Annotated in this window: 23 protein-coding genes and 1 tRNA gene; 10 read left to right on the plus strand and 14 right to left on the minus strand. The window is 64.1% G+C overall.

The window, feature by feature from the left end:
• The first annotated feature begins 19 nt into the window (after positions 1–19).
• Positions 20–826, plus strand: coding sequence for an N-formylglutamate amidohydrolase (locus NLM32_RS40680; RefSeq protein ID WP_254134277.1), 807 nt, complete (start codon positions 20–22; stop codon positions 824–826).
• 199 nt (positions 827–1,025) lie between these two features.
• On the opposite strand, the gene NLM32_RS40685 is transcribed toward NLM32_RS40680, so the two are convergent.
• From NLM32_RS40685 to NLM32_RS40700, 4 genes are all read right to left on the minus strand, one after another.
• Positions 1,026–2,009, minus strand: a complete 984-nt coding sequence (locus NLM32_RS40685; RefSeq protein ID WP_254134278.1) for a DUF3592 domain-containing protein — start codon at positions 2,007–2,009, stop codon at positions 1,026–1,028.
• 105 nt (positions 2,010–2,114) lie between these two features.
• Positions 2,115–2,732 carry a LysE family translocator gene (locus NLM32_RS40690; RefSeq protein WP_254135539.1) on the minus strand — a complete coding sequence of 206 codons (618 nt, stop codon included), beginning with the start codon at positions 2,730–2,732 and terminating at the stop codon, positions 2,115–2,117.
• Positions 2,733–2,783: 51 nt separating this feature from the next.
• Positions 2,784–3,329, minus strand: coding sequence for a hypothetical protein (locus NLM32_RS40695; RefSeq protein WP_254134279.1), 546 nt, complete (start codon positions 3,327–3,329; stop codon positions 2,784–2,786).
• A gap of 2 nt (positions 3,330–3,331) precedes the next feature.
• Positions 3,332–4,777 (minus strand): LVIVD repeat-containing protein, encoded by a 1,446-nt coding sequence (locus NLM32_RS40700; RefSeq protein WP_254134280.1) that lies wholly within the window; start codon positions 4,775–4,777, stop codon positions 3,332–3,334.
• Positions 4,778–4,893: 116 nt separating this feature from the next.
• On the opposite strand from NLM32_RS40700, the gene NLM32_RS40705 reads away from it, so the two are divergent.
• From NLM32_RS40705 to NLM32_RS40715, 3 genes are read left to right on the plus strand one after another with little or no spacing between them, the layout of a single operon-like run.
• Positions 4,894–5,208, plus strand: a complete 315-nt coding sequence (locus NLM32_RS40705; RefSeq protein WP_254134281.1) for a helix-turn-helix transcriptional regulator — start codon at positions 4,894–4,896, stop codon at positions 5,206–5,208.
• Positions 5,201–5,671, plus strand: coding sequence for an SRPBCC family protein (locus NLM32_RS40710; RefSeq protein WP_254134282.1), 471 nt, complete (start codon positions 5,201–5,203; stop codon positions 5,669–5,671). The genes NLM32_RS40705 and NLM32_RS40710 overlap by 8 nt, the downstream gene beginning before the upstream one ends.
• Entirely contained in the window at positions 5,668–6,180 is a 513-nt protein-coding gene (locus tag NLM32_RS40715) for an SRPBCC family protein (RefSeq protein ID WP_254134283.1), read from the plus strand. The genes NLM32_RS40710 and NLM32_RS40715 overlap by 4 nt, the downstream gene beginning before the upstream one ends.
• Positions 6,181–6,328: 148 nt before the next feature.
• Here NLM32_RS40715 and NLM32_RS40720 read toward each other — a convergent pair whose 3' ends face one another.
• Complete coding sequence (locus NLM32_RS40720; protein WP_254134284.1) at positions 6,329–7,102, minus strand: DUF2189 domain-containing protein; 774 nt, start codon at positions 7,100–7,102, stop codon at positions 6,329–6,331.
• 241 nt (positions 7,103–7,343) lie between these two features.
• Between NLM32_RS40720 and NLM32_RS40725 the strand changes: the two genes are divergently transcribed.
• The gene (locus NLM32_RS40725) at positions 7,344–9,572 is read left to right on the plus strand and encodes an ATP-binding protein (protein ID WP_254134285.1); all 2,229 of its coding nucleotides are present in this window, start codon (positions 7,344–7,346) and stop codon (positions 9,570–9,572) included.
• Here the strand turns inward: NLM32_RS40725 and NLM32_RS40730 are convergent.
• From NLM32_RS40730 to NLM32_RS40760, 7 genes are all read right to left on the minus strand, one after another.
• Positions 9,569–10,009, minus strand: a complete 441-nt coding sequence (locus NLM32_RS40730; protein ID WP_254134286.1) for a hypothetical protein — start codon at positions 10,007–10,009, stop codon at positions 9,569–9,571. The two genes, NLM32_RS40725 and NLM32_RS40730, sit on opposite strands and share 4 nt — an antisense overlap.
• Before the next feature lie 2 nt (positions 10,010–10,011).
• Positions 10,012–10,380, minus strand: a complete 369-nt coding sequence (locus tag NLM32_RS40735) for a nuclear transport factor 2 family protein (RefSeq protein WP_254134287.1) — start codon at positions 10,378–10,380, stop codon at positions 10,012–10,014.
• A gap of 80 nt (positions 10,381–10,460) precedes the next feature.
• Positions 10,461–10,928, minus strand: coding sequence for a MarR family winged helix-turn-helix transcriptional regulator (locus NLM32_RS40740; protein ID WP_254134288.1), 468 nt, complete (start codon positions 10,926–10,928; stop codon positions 10,461–10,463).
• A 9-nt stretch (positions 10,929–10,937) separates the two neighbouring features.
• Positions 10,938–12,548 (minus strand): acyl-CoA synthetase, encoded by a 1,611-nt coding sequence (locus NLM32_RS40745; RefSeq protein WP_254134289.1) that lies wholly within the window; start codon positions 12,546–12,548, stop codon positions 10,938–10,940.
• Between the two features lie 10 nt (positions 12,549–12,558).
• A complete protein-coding gene (locus tag NLM32_RS40750; protein WP_254134290.1) occupies positions 12,559–13,695 on the minus strand; it encodes an epoxide hydrolase family protein in 1,137 nt (378 codons plus the stop codon).
• Between the two features lie 250 nt (positions 13,696–13,945).
• A complete protein-coding gene (locus tag NLM32_RS40755; RefSeq protein WP_254134291.1) occupies positions 13,946–14,401 on the minus strand; it encodes a GatB/YqeY domain-containing protein in 456 nt (151 codons plus the stop codon).
• Between the two features lie 33 nt (positions 14,402–14,434).
• Positions 14,435–15,163, minus strand: a complete 729-nt coding sequence (locus NLM32_RS40760; RefSeq protein ID WP_254134292.1) for an alpha/beta fold hydrolase — start codon at positions 15,161–15,163, stop codon at positions 14,435–14,437.
• A 146-nt stretch (positions 15,164–15,309) separates the two neighbouring features.
• Here NLM32_RS40760 and carA point away from each other — a divergent pair, with 146 nt between their 5' ends.
• Both carA and NLM32_RS40770 read left to right on the plus strand, forming a co-directional pair.
• Complete coding sequence (carA, locus tag NLM32_RS40765) at positions 15,310–16,500, plus strand: glutamine-hydrolyzing carbamoyl-phosphate synthase small subunit (protein ID WP_254134293.1); 1,191 nt, start codon at positions 15,310–15,312, stop codon at positions 16,498–16,500.
• A gap of 128 nt (positions 16,501–16,628) precedes the next feature.
• Complete coding sequence (locus NLM32_RS40770; RefSeq protein WP_254134294.1) at positions 16,629–17,150, plus strand: cupin domain-containing protein; 522 nt, start codon at positions 16,629–16,631, stop codon at positions 17,148–17,150.
• A 117-nt stretch (positions 17,151–17,267) separates the two neighbouring features.
• Here the strand turns inward: NLM32_RS40770 and NLM32_RS40775 are convergent, their stop codons facing one another.
• On the minus strand, positions 17,268–17,792 hold the full coding sequence (locus tag NLM32_RS40775; RefSeq protein ID WP_254134295.1) for a Dps family protein: 525 nt from the start codon (positions 17,790–17,792) through the stop codon (positions 17,268–17,270).
• Positions 17,793–17,896: 104 nt separating this feature from the next.
• Here NLM32_RS40775 and NLM32_RS40780 point away from each other — a divergent pair, with 104 nt between their 5' ends.
• Positions 17,897–18,598, plus strand: coding sequence for a class I SAM-dependent methyltransferase (locus NLM32_RS40780; protein WP_254134296.1), 702 nt, complete (start codon positions 17,897–17,899; stop codon positions 18,596–18,598).
• A 54-nt stretch (positions 18,599–18,652) separates the two neighbouring features.
• Positions 18,653–18,728, plus strand: a tRNA-Ala gene (locus tag NLM32_RS40785).
• 116 nt (positions 18,729–18,844) lie between these two features.
• Here the strand turns inward: NLM32_RS40785 and NLM32_RS40790 are convergent.
• Positions 18,845–19,216: a helix-turn-helix transcriptional regulator gene (locus NLM32_RS40790; protein ID WP_254134297.1), complete on the minus strand. Its 372-nt coding sequence runs from the start codon at positions 19,214–19,216 to the stop codon at positions 18,845–18,847.
• 113 nt (positions 19,217–19,329) lie between these two features.
• Between NLM32_RS40790 and NLM32_RS40795 the strand changes: the two genes are divergently transcribed.
• Positions 19,330–20,499: an MFS transporter gene (locus NLM32_RS40795; protein ID WP_254134298.1), complete on the plus strand. Its 1,170-nt coding sequence runs from the start codon at positions 19,330–19,332 to the stop codon at positions 20,497–20,499.
• Positions 20,500–20,603: the final 104 nt, after the last annotated feature.

Genomic DNA, 20,603 nt, shown 5'->3' on the forward strand with positions numbered 1-20,603 from the left:
TTTTCCATAGGCAATCAGGATGGCTTTCAACACAGCCGAGGCGACGGATCAACTCCTGGGACAAGGCGATATTCCGCCAGTGCATGAGGTGAATGCAGAGGGCACATCGCCCTTCCTGCTCACATCGGACCATTACGGCCGCATTCTGCCGCGTGCGCTCGGCGATCTCGGTGTATCGGAAGGCGAGCTAATGCGGCACATCGGCTGGGACATCGGCATCGCCGGCGTCGCCGATCGGCTTGCAAACATGCTTAACGCGCATCTCGTCGCGCAGCGCTATTCGCGCCTCGTGATCGACTGCAACCGCTCGCCCGGCGTCGCAAGCTCGATCCCCGTGATATCGGAGGCGACCACGATCCCGCGCAACGAGGACATTTCCGACAGCGAGCGCGCGGCGCGGCGGCGCGAGATCTTTGAGCCCTATCATCATCGCATCGACGCGGTGATCGACAGCCGGATACATGCCAGGCGGCCGACCGTGCTGGTATCGCTGCACAGCTTCACGCCTGTGTACGCAGGCGTCGCGCGGCCCTGGCACATCGGCGCGCTGTACAACCGCGACACCGTGCTGCCGCAGATGTTGCTGAAGCATCTGCGCGCCGAGGGCGATCTCGTCGTCGGCGACAACGAGCCCTATGCGGTGAGCGATCTCAGCGACTACACCATCCCCGTGCACGGCGAGGCTCGCGGCCTCGTCAACACTGGCATCGAGATCCGCCAGGACCTGATCGCAGATCAATCCGGCCAGCAGCAATGGGCGGAGCGGCTGGCAAGGATCTTCGCGGAGATCGAGATGGAGTTGAAGCCGGAGCTGTTGACAAGGTGAGGCGTCGCCACGACACGCGGTGTGTTCCCTCCCCCCTTGCGGGGGAGGGTTAGGGAGAGGGGTACCACACGGGGACTCTCTCATTGCAGCGCGCGCGGCTTTCGACGACGCATAAACCCTTTGCTTGGCTACCCCTCTCCCCCGCCCTCCCCCGCAAGGGGGGAGGGAGCGCAGCGGAGTATGCGGCCCAGGATTTAGCTCAACCGCCCCGTGTCGCGACGAACAGCGCGAGCGCGGCGAAAATCGCGGCGATGCCCCACAGCACATAGGCGATGCGACCGTCGCCGCTTGCATCGAGCGTCGCCTCGGCCGGGTTGTCGGGATTGACGTGAACCTCCACGGTCGCGCCGTCCTGGTAGCGCGACATCAGCTTCTCCAGCATCTTGTTGGAGGCCTGTGGCGTGCCCGCCGCGACCCGCGCGCATTCATTGGTATAGCGGACATTCTGGTAGCTGTAGGTGTAGGTCACGCGCTTGCCGAACATCTCGGCGCCGCGGGCTTCGCCGGGCTCGCTCGCCTCGTGGTATTCTTCCATCTCCGACAGCTTGATCGTGCCCGGCACTACCGGCCAGCGCGTCGCCATCGAGGCCTGCCGCCGCACCGCCCAGGCCATCAGCGCGATGACCAGGCCGAACGCGCCAAAGCCCACGACCATGCCCGCCAAATCAGGCCGGCCGATGTGATGCGAGAGCCAGGCGTAGCTCTGGTTGAGGCCGAACGCCGAGCCGAAGATGATGGCGACCACAATCGCCGAGCCGATGCCGAGACAGCCCCACAGGCCCTTCGGCAGGTCGCGCTCCAGCACGGCCTGATCGGGATGGCGCGGATTGTAGTAGACCGTGACGATGCTGCCGGCGGGGTATTTCGCGAGCTTCTCGGCCACCTGGAAATTGCCGAGGTCCTCGCCGATCGAGATGCGGTTGCAGCTCAGTTTCCGGCCGCTCACCGAATATTCGTAAGCGACATTGGCGAAGTTGCGGCTCTCCGTGCGGTAGCCGTCCTCGCGCTCGTCGTCGGACACCCTGACCTCGCGTACCTCGGCGACTGACGTGACGACCTTGCCTGATACCTGCGGCCAGCTCCGCGCCTCGCGGGCCTGCCAGGTCTTCACAAGGGCGGCAATCAGGATCAGCGCGAGCGGCGCGAGCAGCATCGCGTAGACGAGCGGGGGCAAATTCGGCACGGCAATATCCTTCGTCGGCGGCAATGCTTCCTTGGACGCACAGCCGCGGACGAAGGTTCAACCGGCAGGCTCGCTTGCTTAAGGCTCGCTTGCTTTAAGTCTTGCTCACTTGGCCCGGATCAGCGCCAGCCAGATGCCGCCGCCGATCATGAAGCCGCCGGACACGCGCGACACCATGCGGGTGCGGCGTGCCGAGAAAAAGCCGCGGACCTGACCGGCAAGCAGCGCGTAGATTCCGTCGGTCAAGCCGGCAAGCACCATGAAGGTGATTCCGAGCACCAGGACCTGCGACAGGTGATCCTTGCTCATGTCCATGAACTGCGGAATGAACGCGCCGAAGAACACCAGCAGCTTCGGGTTCGACAGCGCGACCACAAAGCCCTGCAACAGAAAGCCTCCGCGAGGGGGCGGCGGCGGCTCGTCAGCGGAGACGCCCTCGACCGGAGAGCGGATCAGCTTGATGCCGAGCCAGACCAGATAGGCCGCACCTGCAAAGCGGACCCAGTTGAACCAATAGCCCATCGTCGCCATCAGCGTGGTGAGGCCGATCGCAAGGACGCCGATCACGATCAACAGCCCTATCTGCACGCCGAGAATGTTGGTCAGTGCCGAGCGCGTGCCGTAGCGCAGGCCATTGGCGATGACGAGGGTGACGATCGGTCCCGGCAGCAGCGCGAGCGCAATGCAGGCGGCGACGAAGGCGAGATAGGCTTGCATGGACATCATGGGGAGGACTCAAGCTGAGGGGCGTTTGCTTATATTAATGCATGGCACTTACTTTCCGTCCAGCGCCGCAATCACCCACGTTTTCATCTGCGGTGTCTCCAGGAATGCGAGCGCCGCATGCTGCATCGCGCTGGCGTCGCCCCGCCCCTGCGCCGCCGCGACGAAGAGATCGCAACGGCGCGAGAGCGCAACGCCGACCGCGGCGTGGCTCGCACCGTCAGACATCGCGAGATCATAGCGCCGCGCACGACCGTGCATCTCGCCGACACGCACCACCTCGCCCGGCGCGGTCGCCGTAAAGCGTGGGGTGATCAGATCGATATCGGCAACGCGATCGACCTCGTCGTCATCGGCGACGCCGCGGTCGCAATTGCAGAAGCCGCGCTTGGCGCGGACATAGAGCTTGGCGCCGTCGCAGCTACCGCCCTCGCAGCGAAAGGCACGGCCCGCGGGCCAGCCGTCGCGCGGGAATGGCCAGGCAAGCTCGCGCCAATGCGCTGATGCCGGCGCGGGCGACGGCGCCAGCTGATAGGCCCCGACGCCGGATGCGCCGAGCGCGGCAAGCACGAGCGCGATCGTCGCCGCGCGCCGCATCGTCAGTTCTTCGGCAGGCCGGCGACGGCGCGTGCCGGCCCGGTCAGCTCCAGGATATGCAAGCCGGTGTTGGCGCGGTCGACGATGTAGATGTAGCCACGGTCGTCGGTCTCGACATTGTTGGTCTGGATCGCGACCTTGCAGCGCTCGCCGCCTTCGACGGGAATGCAGCGCTTGTCGGTCGCCTGCGTGATCGCCGGGATGAAATAGCCGACTTCCCTGGGATGATAGGGATCGCGAATGTCGAGCGCGCGCACCCCGGCATTGAAGAAGGCGATGAAGGCCATCTTCTTGTAGTAGACCGGCGCCATGCTCTCGTTCGAGGAATGCGAGCCGAAGCGGCCGCCGCGCTGGCAGAACTGCCCGCTCGCCTCCGGCACGGTGTAGCTCGAGATCATCATCGGCCGCGCTTCGGTGGTGACGTCGGCGAACCACACCATCTGACGCGCCTCGCCGCATTCGTTCAGGATCGCCTCGTCGACGATCATGACGATGTCGCGGGTCTTGCCGTCCTTGTCCTCGGCGAATTCGGCGACGGGCATGTCGAGCATCGGGAATGTGGTGTGCGCGCCGTTGAACGCGGACATCGGCATCCGCGCGATCTCGGGAAAGCGCAGATTGTCCGGCGTCGGCTCCTTCGGCCCGGTCAGAAGCTTCTCGCGATCGACGATCTGCAAAATGCCGCCCTTGTTGGTGCCGTAACCGAAATAGACGCGGTTGCCATTGGGCCCGGTCGAGATCGGGCCGTGCAGCTCGGTCGGCACCGCGCCGGTCGATCCGGGCTCCTGGCCGGGCAGGCCGAAGTCGCGGATTTTCTGCGGATGGGCGGGATCGGAGAGATCATAGATCTGTGTCATGCGCCGCGTGCGCCAGTCCGGCGCGCCCGAGACGAGATAGGCAATGCCGGTGTCGCACTCCCACCAGTTCTTGTGCGTGTCCTTCAGTCCGCCGATGCGCGTGATCAGCACGGGATTGGCGGGATCGGCGACGTTCCAGATCTCATGCGCCTCGCTGCCAAAGGTGCGCAGCATGTAGACCGCATTGGGATCACCCCTCGGCAAGGTCTTGCCGTCGCACACGCGCACCATCTGCGCGCCACCGGATTCATACTTGCCTTCCTGCCCCGGCAGATGCCTGAGATATTTGGGATGCGCGGGATCGGTGACGTCGACGATCGAGGTCCCGTTCGGCTCCGCCTGGCCCGTCATCGGATTGACGGGCGCCGGCACGTCATCTGTGCCGCCGTGGTGGCCGATATAGGCGATCCAGCGGTCGCCCTGGTGATGGATGGTCGGCTGGTAGGCGCTGCGCGCCTGCAAATCGTTGGTACCCACCAGCTTCATGTTGGACGCCTCAGGCGGCGCACCGATGGTCTGCTTCTGGGCGTGAACAAAAGTGCCGCCGGCGAAAAGGACGAGGGCGGCAGCAGTCAGGACGCAACGGAACATCAAAGTCCTCCCGGAACCAATCTGCGTTGGCTGAGATTCAAGGCTAGCACAGCCGCTCGCGCGCGCCAAAGACATCATCTTGACATGCAACTATTTGGTTGCCTATTATCGTCCTCATGGATGAGGTCTTCAAAGCGCTCGCCGATGCGTCGCGACGGTCGCTGCTGGACAGGCTTCACGCCAGGAACGGCCAGACCTTGAACGAGCTTTGCGATGGCCTGGAGATGACGCGCCAGGCGGTGACAAAACACCTGGTCATCCTGGAAGAGGCCAATCTGGTGACGACCATCAAGCATGGTCGCGAGAAGCTGCATTATCTCAATCCGGTGCCGATCCATCAGATCGGCGAGCGCTGGATCAGGAAATTCGAGCGCGGCAAGCTCGCCGCACTCAGCGAGTTGAAACGCCAGTTGGAGAAGCGTGATGAGTAAGCCGCAATTCGTCTATGTCACCTACATCGAGACCACGCCGGAAAAGCTGTGGGAGGCGCTGACGTCGAGCGCGTTCACCCGGCAATACTGGTTCGGCGCCGAGGTTCGGTCCGACTGGACGATCGGCTCACCCTTCACGTTGACGCTGGACGGCGAGGTCACCGATTCCGGCGAAATCCTCGAGGCCGATCCGCCGCGCCGCCTCTCCTACAGCTTCAAGCACCTGAAATACGAGGAACTGCGCGGCGAGCCGATCTCGCGCGTCGTGTTCACGTTCGAACCATTTGGCTCCGTCGTGCGTTTGACCGTGCTACATGACGGTTTCGTCGAGGGTGGAAAATATCTCGGCGCGGTCTCCAACGGCTGGCCGGCGATCCTGTCCCAGCTCAAGAGCCTGCTCGAGACCGGCAAACTGCTCTCCATCACGCGCGCCGCCCTCAACAAGGGATTTGACGCAAAATGAATCTCGGTCAATTCAAGCCGCTGACGGTCTACACCATCTACATCGCCGCGACGCCGGAAAAGGTGTGGGAAGCGCTGACCTCGGCCGAGTTCAGCAAGCAATACTTCTTCGGCAATGCCGTGGTGGTCGAACCTCGACTTGGCGGCGCCTTCATCGTGCGTACGCCTGACGGCGCGCTGCATATCAGCGGCGAGGTGCTCGCCTACGATCCGCCCCGCAAGCTCGCCGTGACATTCAACGTCAACTGGCCCGAGCTGATCGAGAAACTAGGACCAACTCTCGTCACCTACGAGATCGAGCAGGCCGGCGACGCGGTGCGGCTCACCATGAGCGAAGGCCACGATCGCCCGCTCAGCGACGACATCCTCGCCGGCGGCCGCTCCGGTTGGCCCGCGATCTTGTCCAGCCTCAAGAGCCTGCTCGAGACCGGCAAACCGCTGGTGGTCAAGATGGGCCCGCCACAGCGGATGCTGGATGCGCTGAAGGCGATGGGGATCAAGACGCCGTAGCACCAACTTCCGCTGTCGTCCCGGCGAAGGCCGGGACCCATAACCACAAGATTGAGTTTAGCGGACACTCGTCGTTCGGTACTCCGACCGTTCGCAATCGATAGATCCCGCGGTATGGGTCCCGGCCTTCGCCGGGACGACACCGAGGTTACGGCACCGGCACCACCAGCCGCCGATAAAGATGCCACGTCGCATGCCCGAGCACGGGCAGCGTCACCACCAACCCGAGAAAATACGGCAGCGCCGACACGATCAACAGCGTCACGATCACCGCCGCCCAGCCGATCATCGGCAGCGGGCTGGTCACCACCGCGCGCACACTCGTCACCATGGCCGTGACGAAATCGACCTCGCGATCGAGCAGCAGCGGAAATGAGACCACGGTCAGCGAAAACAGAATCAGCGACAGCGCCGCCCCCACTGCGTTGCCGATCGCCAGGAACAGCAGGCCCTCGTTCGTGGTCAGCACCACCGTCATGAATTCCTGCAGGCTCGAGAACGAGGCGTGCAGGCCGAGCAGCAGCGCGATCAGAAGCCGGACCTGGTACATCCAGATCACGAACACGAACAGCGTGACGAAGGCCATCCAGCCGATCTCGCTGCGCGAGCGTATCGCCGACCAGATCGCACCGAAGGAGATCGGCTCGCCGCGCTCGCGGCGGCGGCTCACCTCATAGAGCCCGATTGCCACGAACGGCCCGATCAGCGCAAAGCCGGCGGCCAGGGGATAAACCAGATAGATCATGCCGAAGGCGGTGAGGCAGAGCATGATGGAGATGCCGCCGGCAGCATAAAGCGCGCCGAAGCAAAGTCCGTAAAGCGGCAGCGCCTGGAAATCGCGCAGGCCCTCGACCAGCGCCTCGGCGATGTCGGTCGCCGCAACGGGACGCACCACCGGATCGACCTTGCCCGAGATGGACATCAGCTCCCTCCGCAGAAGCGCGATCTTCCGTCGCGCTCAAACCGCGATATTAGCGCCGCTGCGTACACACGCAACTTGACGCCCGATAACGGGATGATTGTGGCGACACCGCAATGCACGCGCAGCGAAATCTTGACCATCGGTACGATTTTCCAGCCGATGGCTATGGACTGCGCAGACGATCGTGCCGCAGATTGTACCTCCAAACAAATACGCGCGAAGAGCGGACCCGCCCCCACCGATGAGCCTGCGTACCCGGTTACTGATCCTCGTCATCGCGGCCATGCTGGTGCCGGCATGCCTCGTTGGCTTGCGCTTCGTGCAGAATCGCACCAGCGAGATCAATGCGGCCCTGGCCAATCTGGCTGCGTCTGCCGACGATATTGCAAGCGATCTGGAAGAGAAGATTCAGGGCACCGCCCAGCTTCATTACGGCCTCGCCCGTGCCCGCGACCTCGACACGCGCGACAAGGCGGCATGCTCTGCGTTCCTGTCCGATGTGCGCGAAGAGTACCCGCAGTTCACCGGCATTTTGACCATCGATCCCGATGGCAGTCTGTTCTGCGACTCGCTCCGGACCAACCGTACGCTCGATCTGAACGATCGCGCCTATTTCAGGCAAGCGAAGGTCTCGCAGGGTGTCGTCGCGGTGGAGCCGGTGTTCGGCCGCCTGACCGGACTATCGGTGCTCCAGATCGCCTACCCCGTGCGATCCGATGCCGGCGTGCTGAAATTCGTGTTGCTCGCTTCGTTCAACCTGAACAAATTCGCGGAATTTCACGACAAGCGTTTGCTCGCCGAAAAGGAGATCCTGTTCGTCGACAGCAAGGGCACGGTGCTGGTCGCACCGAGGGGAGGTGACTGGAGCGAGCCCGTCGGCGCTTCAATCGCCGGTTCCGACTTGTTCCGCTTCGCTGTAACACCCGATGGCCAGGCGTCCCGCGAGGTGACCGATCGCGAGGGCCGCACGCAAGTCTGGGCCGTCGCGCGCTCGCCGTCGATCCGCAAGGCCGGCCTCTATGTCATGGTCGGACGCTCCAAGGACGGACTGGTAGCGGCAGCGAACCGCCGGCTCTACGAAGACATGGCGATCCTCGCGGTGGCCTCGCTGTTGCTGCTCGCCGGCATCTGGATCCTTGCGACCGTCGGCGTCGGGCGCCAGGTCGGACGGCTCGCCGCAATGGCAAAGCGGCTCGGGCTTGGCGATCTCAGCGCGCGCATTCCGCCGCCGCATCCGAGCGGCGAGCTGGGTGGATTGATGGCCCTGCTCAACGGCACCGCCGAGTCGCTGGAGCAGCAACGCGCGGCCATCGCTGACCTCAGCCACAAGCTCAGCCAGTCCCAGAAGATGGAGGCCATGGGCCAGCTCACCGGCGGCGTGGCGCACGATTTCAACAATCTCCTCACCGTCATTCTCGGCAACTCCGAGCATCTGGCCGATCGGCTGGCGGGCAACAAGGAATTGCAGCGGATCGCCGGCGATATCGCGACCGCCGCCGAGCGCGGCTCCGACCTGACACGCAGCCTGCTCGCCTTCGCGCGCAAGCAGCCGCTTCGGCCAAGAGAGATCGACATTGCCGAGAAAGTCGTCGGCATGGAGCAGCTGTTGCGCCGGTCGCTCGGCGAGCACATCGAGTGCAGCTTCGCGTTTGGAACGGATCTGTGGCTGACCAGTGTCGATCCCGGCCAGCTGGCAACCGCCCTGCTCAACCTCGTGCTCAACGCGCGCGATGCGATGCCCGACGGCGGCAGATTGACGGTCGAGGTACGCAACAACTCGCTCAGCCCATCCGACCTCGACGTCAACGGCGAGCCGCGCCCCGGCGACTACGTCATGGTGGCCGTGACCGATACCGGCTGCGGTATGGAAGCCGACGTCGCCAGCCGCGCGTTCGAGCCGTTTTTCACCACCAAGGAGGTCGGCAAGGGCACCGGCCTCGGCCTGAGCATGGTCTACGGGTTTGCACAGCAGTCCGGCGGTCTCGTACAGTTGCAGTCCGAGCCGGGGCAAGGCAGCGTCGTGAGGCTGTTCTTCCCCCGTATCGCCTCGGTGTTGAACGAGGACCCGGCTCCCGCGGAACAGATCATCGCCCCCGACGGAAGCGAGACCGTTCTCGTGGTCGAGGACGACGACATGGTGCGGGCCTATGTCGAGAGCGAACTGAGGACGCTCGGCTATCGCGTCATCGCGACGTCGAACGGGCCGGCGGCGCTGGACGTGCTGCGCCAGTCCGGCGATATCCATCTGCTGTTCACCGACGTCGTGATGCCCGGCGGCATGTTCGGCCCGGAGCTCGCGCGGCAGGCAACCGCGTTGAGGCCCGATCTCAAGGTGCTCTTCACCTCCGGCTATAGCCAAAATCCGGTCAAGACGCCCGACGGGGTCGACGCCCGCATTCTGACCAAGCCGTTCAAGCGGCAGGATCTTGCCGCGATGCTGCGGTCCGCCCTGTCGGCCCCGACGCGCTAGCGGGACACCAGCAGCACCGCCACGCCGAGATTGGCCGCGAACAGCGCTGCATCGATGACGAAGATCCTGAGCATCGGGCCTTTCAGCACGGGCCAGTAAGCCACGCCGACGCGGCCGCCGCGCATCAGCACCGGAAGGTTATAGGCGAACTGGCTGAAGTGGCAGGCCGCAAAGAACAGGAACAGCGCCAGCTGCGCCTCGACCGGCTGGAAGAAGAGTGGGCGCGCGGCCAGCAGATAGAGCGAGAGAAGGCCGATCGGCAGATTGATCCCGCCGAGAAACGCCACGCTGGCCGCCAAGGTCGGCGCGATGGGATTGCTGCGCTCCTCGCGCGGCAGGAGGATCTTCAGCGTGTTGGCTTGCGCGATGCTGAACTGGATGAAGGCGCCACCGAACCAGAGCGCATTGAGGAGCAGGACAAAATCGGAGAGGTGCATGATCATTTTCCGTAGAAGGCTTCGCTGCGCATCACGCGACCCGCATCGTCGAAATCCATGAACTCGCTGGCTCTGACATCGCCGAGCTGCCACCACACCGTGAGGCGCTTGATCGCCTCGTCCCAGCTCCAGCCCAAAATCTTCAGGTCCGCGCTTTGGATGTGACCATAGGCCTCACGCCAATAGGCGCGGATATTCTCGGCACCCGTGACAATTGGCGAACCGGTCAACGACAGCGCCAGAGGACTGCGCATCTGCGCATCGTCGGCGAAATGCGCGACGACGGCGTCGATATCGACCTTGCACCAGTTTGCGCACCACGCCGCGACAAAGCCTTCGGCGGCGGCACGATCCATTGTCCGTGCGCCCATGACGCGGCCCTCCCCCGGTTCGTTGCCGGGAAAGTGGCAAAGCTCGCGCCTCATGTCAACTATATTGACTTGACAGTCTGTCAGTTATTGTCGGCGATCGTCTCCATGACCGCCATCCATGCCGCCGCGCCTCGCGTCCCGACCCGATCGAACGCCTCGCGCATCACCTTGCGTTCGTGGCCGGACGCGGTTTGCTCGATGCGTTTCCCGATTTCGGTCAGCCGCAAGAGCTTCGAGCGATGCTGCTCGGGCGAACGCTGCGATGTCACGAGCTTGCGCTCCAGCAACAGATTGAGCGGCCGGTTCAGGGCCTGCTTGGAAATGCCGAGGATTTCGATCAGCGATCCGATGGCGATGTCGGGTTGACGCGCCACCACGTAGAGGATGCGATGGTGCGAGCGCGACAGGCCCTGCTTGGCGAGATAGTCGTCGGCCTCGAGCGTCATCCCGCGCCAGCCATAATACATCAGCTCCAGCGCCGCATCGAGATCGTGCAGCTTGGTAAGGGAGGCGCGGTGCAGCCCCGCGGCTTGAGACGTCTTTGGCATTCCCGGAAGCTACCCCCTCGCCCGCAGCTCGCGCCGCAGCACCTTGCCGGTCGCAGTCATCGGCAAGGTCTCGGCGAATTCGACGAAACGCGGATATTCATGCGCCGCAAGCTGCACTTTCACGAATTCCTGGATCTCGCGCGCGAGCGTATCGCCCGCCGCAAAACCCGGGCGCAGCACGATCCAGGCCTTGATCGATTCCGTCCGGATCGGATCGGGAATGCCGACCACGGCGGCCATCGCCACCGACGGATGCTTCATCAGCGTGTGCTCGATTTCGGACGGGCCGACGCGGTAGCCGGCCGTGGTGATGACGTCGTCCTCGCGGCTGACGTACCAGAAATAGCCGTCTTCGTCCTGCACGCCGAGATCGCCGGTGAGCAGAAACGCGCCGGCATATTTCTTCGCCGTCGCCTCGGGATTGCGCCAGTATTCGAGCATGGTCACGGGGCATGGCTGGCGCACGCCGATGATGCCGCGCTGCCCGCGCGGCTGCTCCTCGCCCTTGTCATTGACGATACGGACATCAAAACCCGGCGTCGCCTTGCCCATCGAGCCCGGGCGGATCGGAAACAAGTTCGCGTTGCTGCCGATCACCAGATTGCACTCGGTCTGGCCGAACACTTCATGGGCGTCGACGCCAAAGGTCTCGCGCACCCAGCCGAGCAACTCACCGCCGAGCGATTCGCCGCCGGTAAAAATGCTGCGCAGCTTGACGCCCGCGTGTTTCACGCCGGCCTGCCGCATCAGCTTCAGCGCGGTCGGCGGCAGGAAGACGTTGCGCACGCCGAGATCGGCCATCATCTGCATCGCCGCCTGCGGCTCGAATTTTCGGGCCCGATGGCCGACCAGCGGGATGCCGTGATACCAGAACGCGAACAGGCCGTTGACGAGACCGCCGATCCAGGCCCAATCCGCCGGCGTCCACATCAGGTCGCCGGGCCGCGGCAGGAAGTTGTGGCACATCTCGACATTCGGGAGATGGCCGAGCACGACGCGATGCGCATGCAATGCGCCCTTCGGATTACCTGTCGTGCCGGAGGTGTAGATGATCAGTGCGGGATCATCGGGGGAGGTGTCGACGGTCGCGAAGTCCTCGGACGCGGTTTCGATCGCCGACCAGAACGGCTTTGCGCCGGCGTGGACGGCGCCGCTCGTGACATAGATGTCCTGCAAATAGGGCAGCCGATCGCGGATCTTCGTGAGCTTGTCCCAGCCCGCCTCATCAGTGATGATCGCCTTCGCTTGCGAATTCGCCAGGCGGAATTCCAGCGCGTCCTCACCGAACAGCGCGAAGAGCGGAATCGAGATCAGGCCGGCGCGGAACGCCGCCATATGCACGATCGGCAGCTCCAGCGATTGCGACAGGAACACCGCAACGCGGTCGCCGCGCGTGAGCCCGTCCGCCGTCAGCACATTGGCGAAACGGCGCGACATCTCCGCGACCTCGTCGAAGGAGGTGCGTGTGGTGGCGCCGTTCTCGTCGACATAGACCAGCGCGAGACGACCGCTGCCGTCGGCATGACGATCGCAGCACGCCTCCGCCATGTTGAAGCGCGCCGGGATGTCCCAGCGGAAGTTGCGGATGAGTTCGTCGTAGGTTGCGGCTTCCGTGAGCATGGGCTTGATCCTACCGCACGGTCGCGAAGAACTTGCGGACATCGCGCACGAACAGCTCCGGCTGCTCGAATGCGGCGAAATGCCCACCCTTGTCCATCTCGCTCCAGTGGGTGATGTTGGAAAAATTCGGCTCCATCCAGCGCCGCACCGGCGTGATGATCTCCTTGGGGAACACCGCAACACCGGTCGGCACCTTCACGGCCGGCGTCGTCCGGCGCCTGCCAAAGCTCTCCCAATAGAGCCGCGCCGAGGAAGTCGCCGTCTCCGTTGTCCAGTAGAGCATGACGTTGTCGAGCAGCTCGTCCTTGTCAAAGATGTTTTCGGGGTGGCCGTCGCAATCGGTCCAGGCCCAGAATTTCTCCAGGATCCAGGCCGCCTGCCCACTCGGCGAATCCGTCAAGCCGTAGCCCAGCGTCTGCGGCCGCGTCGATTGCTGCTTGGAATAGCCGGAGTCGAGATCGACGTAATGCTTGAGCCCCGCAAGCGCGCGCTTCTCTTCCGCCGTCGGCTCACCCTCGACCTTCGGCGCGGCGTTGAAGGCGAGCGTGATGTGGATGCCGGCGCAATGCTCCGCGTCCTGCGCGCCGAGCGAGGTCGTCACCGCCGAGCCCCAGTCGCCGCCTTGCGCGCCGTAACGCGCGTAACCCAACCGGTCCATCAACTTCGCCCAGGTCGCCGCGATGCGGTCGACGCCCCAGCCGGTGGTTTTGGGTTTGGCCGAGAAGCCGAAGCCCGGCAGCGAGGGGCAGACCACATGGAAGGCATCCGCCGGATTGCCGCCATGCGCGGCGGGATCGGTCAGCGGCGCGATCACCTTCTGGAATTCGACGATCGAGCCGGGCCAGCCATGGGTGATGATCAGCGGCAGCGCGGCCGGCTCTTTCGAGCGGGCATGCAGGAAGTGGATGTCGAGCCCGTCGATCTCGGTGGTGAACTGATCGAAGCGGTTGAGTTTTGCTTCGCGCGCCCGCCAGTCGTAGCCATCCGCCCAATAGGCGCAGATCTCCCGGATCCATTTCAGCGGCGCGCCCTGGCTCCAATCATCTACCAGTTCCGCTTCCGGCCAGCGCGTGCGGGCGAGACGTGATTTGAGGTCGGCGAGGATGTCGTCGTTGATCGCGATGCGAAACGGTCTGATGGCGGTCATCGGTTGCCTCCCGATTGTTTCTGTCGGGAGAGAGTAGACCGGATCGCCACAACAACAAAGGCGTCCATCCTCCCCTGGAGGGGGAGGATCGGTTCGCATGGAGCGAAGCGCAATGTGAACCGAGGTGGGGTGATCTTTCCACACGAGCGGTACCCGAGTGGAGAGATCACCCCACCCCGCTCGCGCTTCGCGCGATCGACCCACGAGCGAGCTCCGCTCGTCTCGGACCCCTCCAGGGGAGGGTAAGAGGCTAGCCCGACAGTGCCGACTTCACGAGACCAGATGCCTTGCCAAAGTCCATCTGGCCGGCGTACTTCGCGCGCAACGCGGCGATCACCTTGCCCATGTCCTTCATGCCGGCGGCACCGGTTTCGGTGATGGCGCCCGCAATCGCCTTCTTCACCTCGTCGTCCGACATCTGCTTCGGCAAGTACGCCGAGATGACCGCGATCTCTTCGCGCTCCTGGGCTGCGAGCTCGGCGCGGCCGCCCTTGTCGTAGAGCTCGACCGACTCCTGGCGCTGCTTGATCATCTTCTGGAAGACGCCGAGCAAATCGGCGTCCGACAGCGGCGGCTTGCCGTTGCCGCGCGCTTCGATATCGGCATTCTTGATGGTCGAATTGACCATGCGCAGCGTGGACAGCTTGCGCTCGTCCTTGGCCTTCATGGCCTCCTTGACCGCATTGTTGATGTCGTCGCGCAGCATGATGGTGATCCCTTCGAGTATCCGACGCCTGATCTAGGCCGTTCGCGCCCCTGACACAACCGGAGTTCCCAGCCATTCGGCCAGCGCCCGCGTGGTCGCCTCGGGCTGCTCAGGCTGCGGCAGATGTCCGCAATTGGCCAGAACGACGAGCTTCGCGCCGGCAATGGCCTCCGCCATCTCCTTCGAGAAGGCGTTGGGAATGGTGTTGTCCTGATCGCCCGTCAGCACCAGCGTCGGGCATCTGATCGTCGCCAATGTGGGGCGTGAATCCACCCGTGCGATGATCGCGGTCTGCTGCCGCAGATAGCCTTCGACACCGACGTCGTCGCCCTGCTCATGCACGAGTTGACGTAGGCTAAGATCGTCACGGCGCGAAGGATGCACCAATTCCGGAAACATCTCCTCGCGCGCGGCGCGCAACTCGCCGCGCTTGGCGCGCTCCATCAGGCCAAGACGGCGCGCGGTCGCCTCCGGCGTATCAGGCCGCGCCTGGGTGTTGATCAAGGCGAGCTTCGCCACCCGCTCGGGGGCCTGGCGCATGATCTCCAGCGCGATGTAGCCGCCCATCGAATGGCCCGCGAGCGCGAAGCGCGGCGGGGCCTCGCTCAGCACGCGGGCGGCGATCGCTGCCATGCTGTCGTCGCGGATATGGTTGGCAACCATCACGGGACCAAAGCGCCAGAGCGCGGGGATCACGGGCGCATAGATGCGGGCCGAGGAAGCCAGCCCCGGAACCAGTAGAAGCGGGGTGGTCTGATCCATTATTGCCTCGCAAGCCCAGGAATTTGCCGGAAATTATTCCGCCAAGCTTAAGTGCCTGAGGGGACCTGTCAAATATGCAAAAACGCATGTGAATCCGCCGTTTCCCGCTTTGACGGGCGCGCTTCGGGGGCTTATGAAGCGGGCTCATGACACAACATGAAAACGATAACGCTTGGCCGGACCATAAACCGACCGCGCTCCTCGTGCTCGCCGATGGCACGGTGCTCGAAGGCTTTGGTCTCGGCGCCGAAGGCCAGGCCGTCGGTGAAGTCTGCTTCAACACCGCGATGACCGGCTATGAAGAGATCCTCACCGATCCCTCCTATGCCGGGCAGCTCATCACCTTCACCTTCCCGCATATCGGCAACGTCGGCACCAACGACGAAGACATCGAGACGGTGAACATGGCCGCGACGCCCGGCGCGCGCGGCGTGATCCTGCGCACCGCGATCACCGATCCCTCGAATTACCGCGCCACCAAGCACCTCGACCAGTGGCTGAAGGCGCGTGGCATCATCGGCCTCTCCGGCATCGACACCCGCGCGCTGACCGCGCTGATCCGTTCGAAGGGCATGCCCAACGCCGTGATCGCACACGCCAAGGACGGCGAGTTCGATCTGCATGGGCTGAAGGAAGAAGCGCGCGAATGGCCCGGCCTCGAGGGCATGGACCTCGTGCCGATGGTCACCTCGGGCCAGCGCTTCACCTGGGACGAGACGCCGTGGCTGTGGGACAAGGGTTTTGGCCGGCAGGACAAGCCCGAATTCAACGTCGTCGCCATCGACTACGGCATCAAGCGCAACATTCTGCGCCTGCTCGCCGGCGTCGGCTGCAAGGTGACGGTGGTGCCGGCAACGACCTCGTCCGAAGACATTCTGGCGATGAAGCCGGACGGCGTGTTTCTGTCGAACGGCCCGGGCGATCCGGCCGCGACCGGGAAATACGCGGTGCCCGTGATCCAGGACGTGATCAAGTCGGGCACGCCGACCTTCGGAATTTGTCTCGGTCACCAGATGCTCGGCCTCGCCGTCGGCGCGAAGACCAAGAAGATGCATCAGGGCCATCACGGCGCCAATCATCCCGTGAAGGACGAGACCACCGGCAAGGTCGAGATCACCTCGATGAACCACGGTTTTGCGGTGGACGAGAACACGCTGCCGAAGGGCGCAACGCAGACCCATATCTCGCTGTTCGACGGCTCCAATTGCGGCATCCAGCTCGACGGCAGGCCGGTGTTCTCGGTGCAGTACCACCCAGAGGCGTCGCCGGGTCCGCGCGACTCGCACTATCTGTTCCAGCGCTTTGCCGATCTGATGCGGCAGAAGAAGAGCGCGTAAAGCGCGCTCGACATCGCTTCGTGACATCAGGCCCGGGCTCGTCCCGGGCCTTTTTTGTTGTTCCGAGAACTGGGAACACCACCGAATTTCTCTCGTTGAACCTGCTACGCTCACGCAGGAGCCCTGCCATGTCCGTCGTCCGCGACTATGCCGAGCCGCTCGCCATCGTCTTTAGGGATGACGGGCTGGTGCCGAACAACATCCTCCCCTTCCTGGTTTACCAGGGCGCGGTGACGCTCGATCCGAAGCGCCCCGAGGAGACCATCGAAAACCTGTTCGAAACCAACAATTGGGGCGGCACCTGGCGCAACGGCGTCTACGATTACCTGCACTACCACGCGACGGTGCATGAGGTGCTCGGCGTCGCGCGCGGCCATGCCCGCGTTCGCTTCGGCGGCGATCACGGCCAGGAGCTGGACATCAAGGCCGGCGATGTCGCGATCCTGCCGGCCGGCACGGGACATCAGCGCATCAATGCGAGCGACGATTTCTGCGTGATCGGCGCCTATCCGCCGGGCTCGCGGATGGAGGTCACGCGGGCCACGCCGGAGAACCACGCCAAGGCGTTGAAGACGATTCCGAACGTCGCACGTCCGCCGGCCGATCCGGTCACGGGCAAGCACGGCGCGTTGATGCGGTTGTGGCGGTAGCGGCAAGTGTGGTGCCGTAGGGTGGGCAAAGGCGCATTTGCGCCGTGCCCACGATCTCTCAATGATTGATAAGAGACGTGGGCACGCTTCGCTTTGCCCACCCTACGGAGGTTCGGCTTAAGCCTCGTTGCCGCCTTCCTGGCGGGTGGCTTCGAACAGGAACCAGGTCCGGCGCTCGGTCTCGTCGATGAAGTTCTCGAGGATGCTGGCGCTGGCGACGTCTCCGGCATCGTCGCAGACTTCGTGCGCTTTGCGCATTGCGGCCGCGACATGCTTGTTGTCCTGCATCAGCTCGCGCAGCATTTCGCGCGGCGGGACGTAGTCCTCGTTGTTGTCCTTGATGGTCTGGAGCTTTGCGATTTGGCCGATCGACTTCACCGTGGTGCCGCCGATCTTGCGGACGCGCTCGGCGAGCTGGTCGGTGGTGGCGAAAATCTGGTCCGACTGCTCGTCGAGCAGCAGGTGATAATCGCGGAAATGCCGGCCGCTGATATGCCAGTGGAAATTCTTGGTCTTGAGATACAGCGCGAACGCGTCGGCCAGAAGCACGTTGAGCGCCTCCGAGACCTTGTTGACCGCCTGGGGCTGCAGATCAGTGGGGGTATCGAGGTCGGGCGAGACCTTGCTGGGGGCTTTGCTCACGGGAAACCTTCCTGTTAGGACGCGGACATTGACGGCGCGCCGTCGCACCCCTAACGCAAGGCGGGCAGCGCGGTTCCTAGATAGGAACCGCCGGGCGGGATACCATGGACGATTGGATCGATTATTACGACTCGACGCATACGATCTATGTCAGCAAGCTGCATCGCGATTTGCACTTCCAGATCATCGCGCGGGACATCATCAGCTACATCACCTCGCCCGACGCGACCGTGCTGGACTATGCCTGCGGCGAGGCGCTGTCGGCGAGCCAGGTGGCGGCGGCCTGCGGCCAGCTGATCCTGGCCGAACCCGCGCCCGGCGTGCGCGGCCGGCTGATCGCGCGGTTTGCGCCGAATACAAAAATCCGTGTTCGGTCACTCGACGACGTCCGCAAGATGCAGGATCAGTCGATCGATCTCGTCGTGATGAACTCGGTCGCGCAATACATGACGGCGGAGGAGCTCGATGCCGCACTCATCAATGTCAGGCGCATCCTGAAGCCGTCCGGCAAGCTGGTGCTCGGCGATATCCTGCAGCCCCATGTCGGCATGGGCCGCGACGTCACGGCGCTACTCTCCTTCGGCCTGCGCCACGGCTTCCTGAAGGACGCACTGATCGGGCTCGTCAGCACCGCGCTGTCAGATTACCGTCATCTGCGCACGCGCATCGGGCTCAAGCGCTACAGCGAGGACGAGATCACGGCCAAGCTGAAGGCAGCGGGCTTCGCAGGTCAGCGCGCCAACACCAATATCGGCCACAATCGCTGGCGCATGACTTTCATCGCGCGGCCGCCTTTGGTGCGTTAAGCATAACACTTGGCTGAGGTGGCTTGTCGCAGCTCGATCGGACATGATCGCCGCGGCCCGGTGGCGGAAGCGTCTACGCGAGAGCAGTGCATTGCTCTTCATCCTGGTTCAAATCCAGGCCGGGTCTCCACGCTTCGCCCCTGCGGGGCTACGCGTGGCGCAGCCACGCAAGGCCCGCAGGGGCGAAGCGTGTCCGGCGTAGCCGGAGCGAAGCGATGGCGAAGACGGACTGTCCGCCCAAAGACTTCAATCCACCTTCGCGACTTCGCACGTCGCACTCAGCTGAAGCCTGTCCGCATCCTTCGCCGCTGACTTGAGCACGGCGTCAAGCAGGCCGGGAAAGCGTGCCTCGAGATCCTCGCGACGCAGCCGCATGAAGCGGTTGGTGCCCGCGATTCGCGTCTGCATCAGCCCGCAATCGCGCAGCTTTGCGAAGTGATAGGTGAGGTTCGACTTGCCGGAGAGGCCGTTGAAGTCGCCGCAGCAAAGCTCGCTGCTGACACGTTCCTGCTGGGCGAGCTGATACACGATCGCCAACCGGATCGGATCGCTCAGACAATCCAGAACCAGGGGCAGTTCGATCTGCTCGCGGGTGGGGTGGGGAGGCGTGCGGCTCATGATCCCTGAATCATAGCGATGCGGTCGTAATGTTCAATAGTTCTTGAACCAATTGACTCTCAGATCGTCATCTTCGATAGTTCAATAAACATTGAACATAGGGATTATTAGCAATGAGCGTATTCTGGCTGGCCCTGGGGGCCTTTGCGATCGGCACCGAAGGCTTTGTGATTGCTGGGCTTTTGCCGTCGATCGCCAGCGACCTCTCGATTTCGGTCTCGGCCGCCGGCCAATTGGTCACCGCCTACGCCCTCACCTACGCCGTGGGCTCGCCAATCCTGGCGGTGACGCTGAACAATATCGACCGCCGTACCGTGCTGGCGCTCGCGCTCTTGACCTTCATCGCCGGAAACCTTGCGGCAATGGTCGCCTCCAACTACGCCGTGCTGCTGGCCTCGCGCATGCTGATGGCGCTGGGTTCCGGGCTGTGCATGCCGACGGCGCTGGCGGTGTCCGTGGCAGTCGCCTCGCCGGAACGGCGCGGCCGCGCGGTGGCGCTCGTCACCTCGGGCCTCACCGTCGCGACCGTCATCGGCGTGCCCCTCGGCAATCTCGTCGGCAGCTGGTTCGGCTGGCGCGCGACTTTCGCCATGGTCGCAATGATCGGCGCCGTTGCACTCGCCGGCCTTCTGCTCGGCCTGCCTCGCGGGCTGCCGCGCAACACGGCCTCGCTCAGCGACAGGCTTGCGGTCGCGCGTCACAGCAATGTCGTGATAGCGCTTCTGATCACGATTTTATGGGCGCTGGGCGGCTTCACCGTGTTCACCTATTTCGCGGTCCCGCTGCGCGGCCTCGGCTTCGACGCTTCGCAGATCAGCCTTGCCCTGCTGGTGTTTGGCGGCGCAGCCGCGATCGGAAACATGCTTGGCGGCGTCCTGGCCGACCGACTCGGCACGATGGCCACCGCGGCGCTCGGGCTCGCCGGCATGGCGAGCGCGCTGATCCTGCATTCGCTGGTCCTGAAGCTCTTGCCCGGACAGGCGCATTACGCGGTGCTGGGCGCGATCTTCCTCTGGGGCCTTTCGGGCTGGGCGTTCTATCCGGCCCAGATCGCCAGCATCATCCGGATCGAGCCGCAGGCCTCGATGATCGCGCTCTCGCTCAACGCCTCCGCCATGTATCTCGGCTTCGCCATCGGTGGCGCCCTGGGCGGGGCGGTGCTGGCCACCCTCTCGCCGAACGACCTTGGCTGGATCGGCGGAACGAGCGTTGCGGCCTCGCTTCTGGTGCATCTCGCCCGTGGCTGGCAGGCACGGCCGAAACCCGTCAAAATTGCCGGTTGATGGGCGTTTTTCGGGGTTTCGCCGCCCCGAAAACTGGTCTAAGACCCACCCGCGCGCGAGGGAGACCAACGCGCTCTCGGCCACAGGGGACGCGCAGCAAGCGC

Source organism: Bradyrhizobium sp. CCGUVB14 (genome assembly GCF_024199935.1).
In the GTDB taxonomy this organism is placed as follows: Bacteria; Pseudomonadota; Alphaproteobacteria; order Rhizobiales; family Xanthobacteraceae; genus Bradyrhizobium.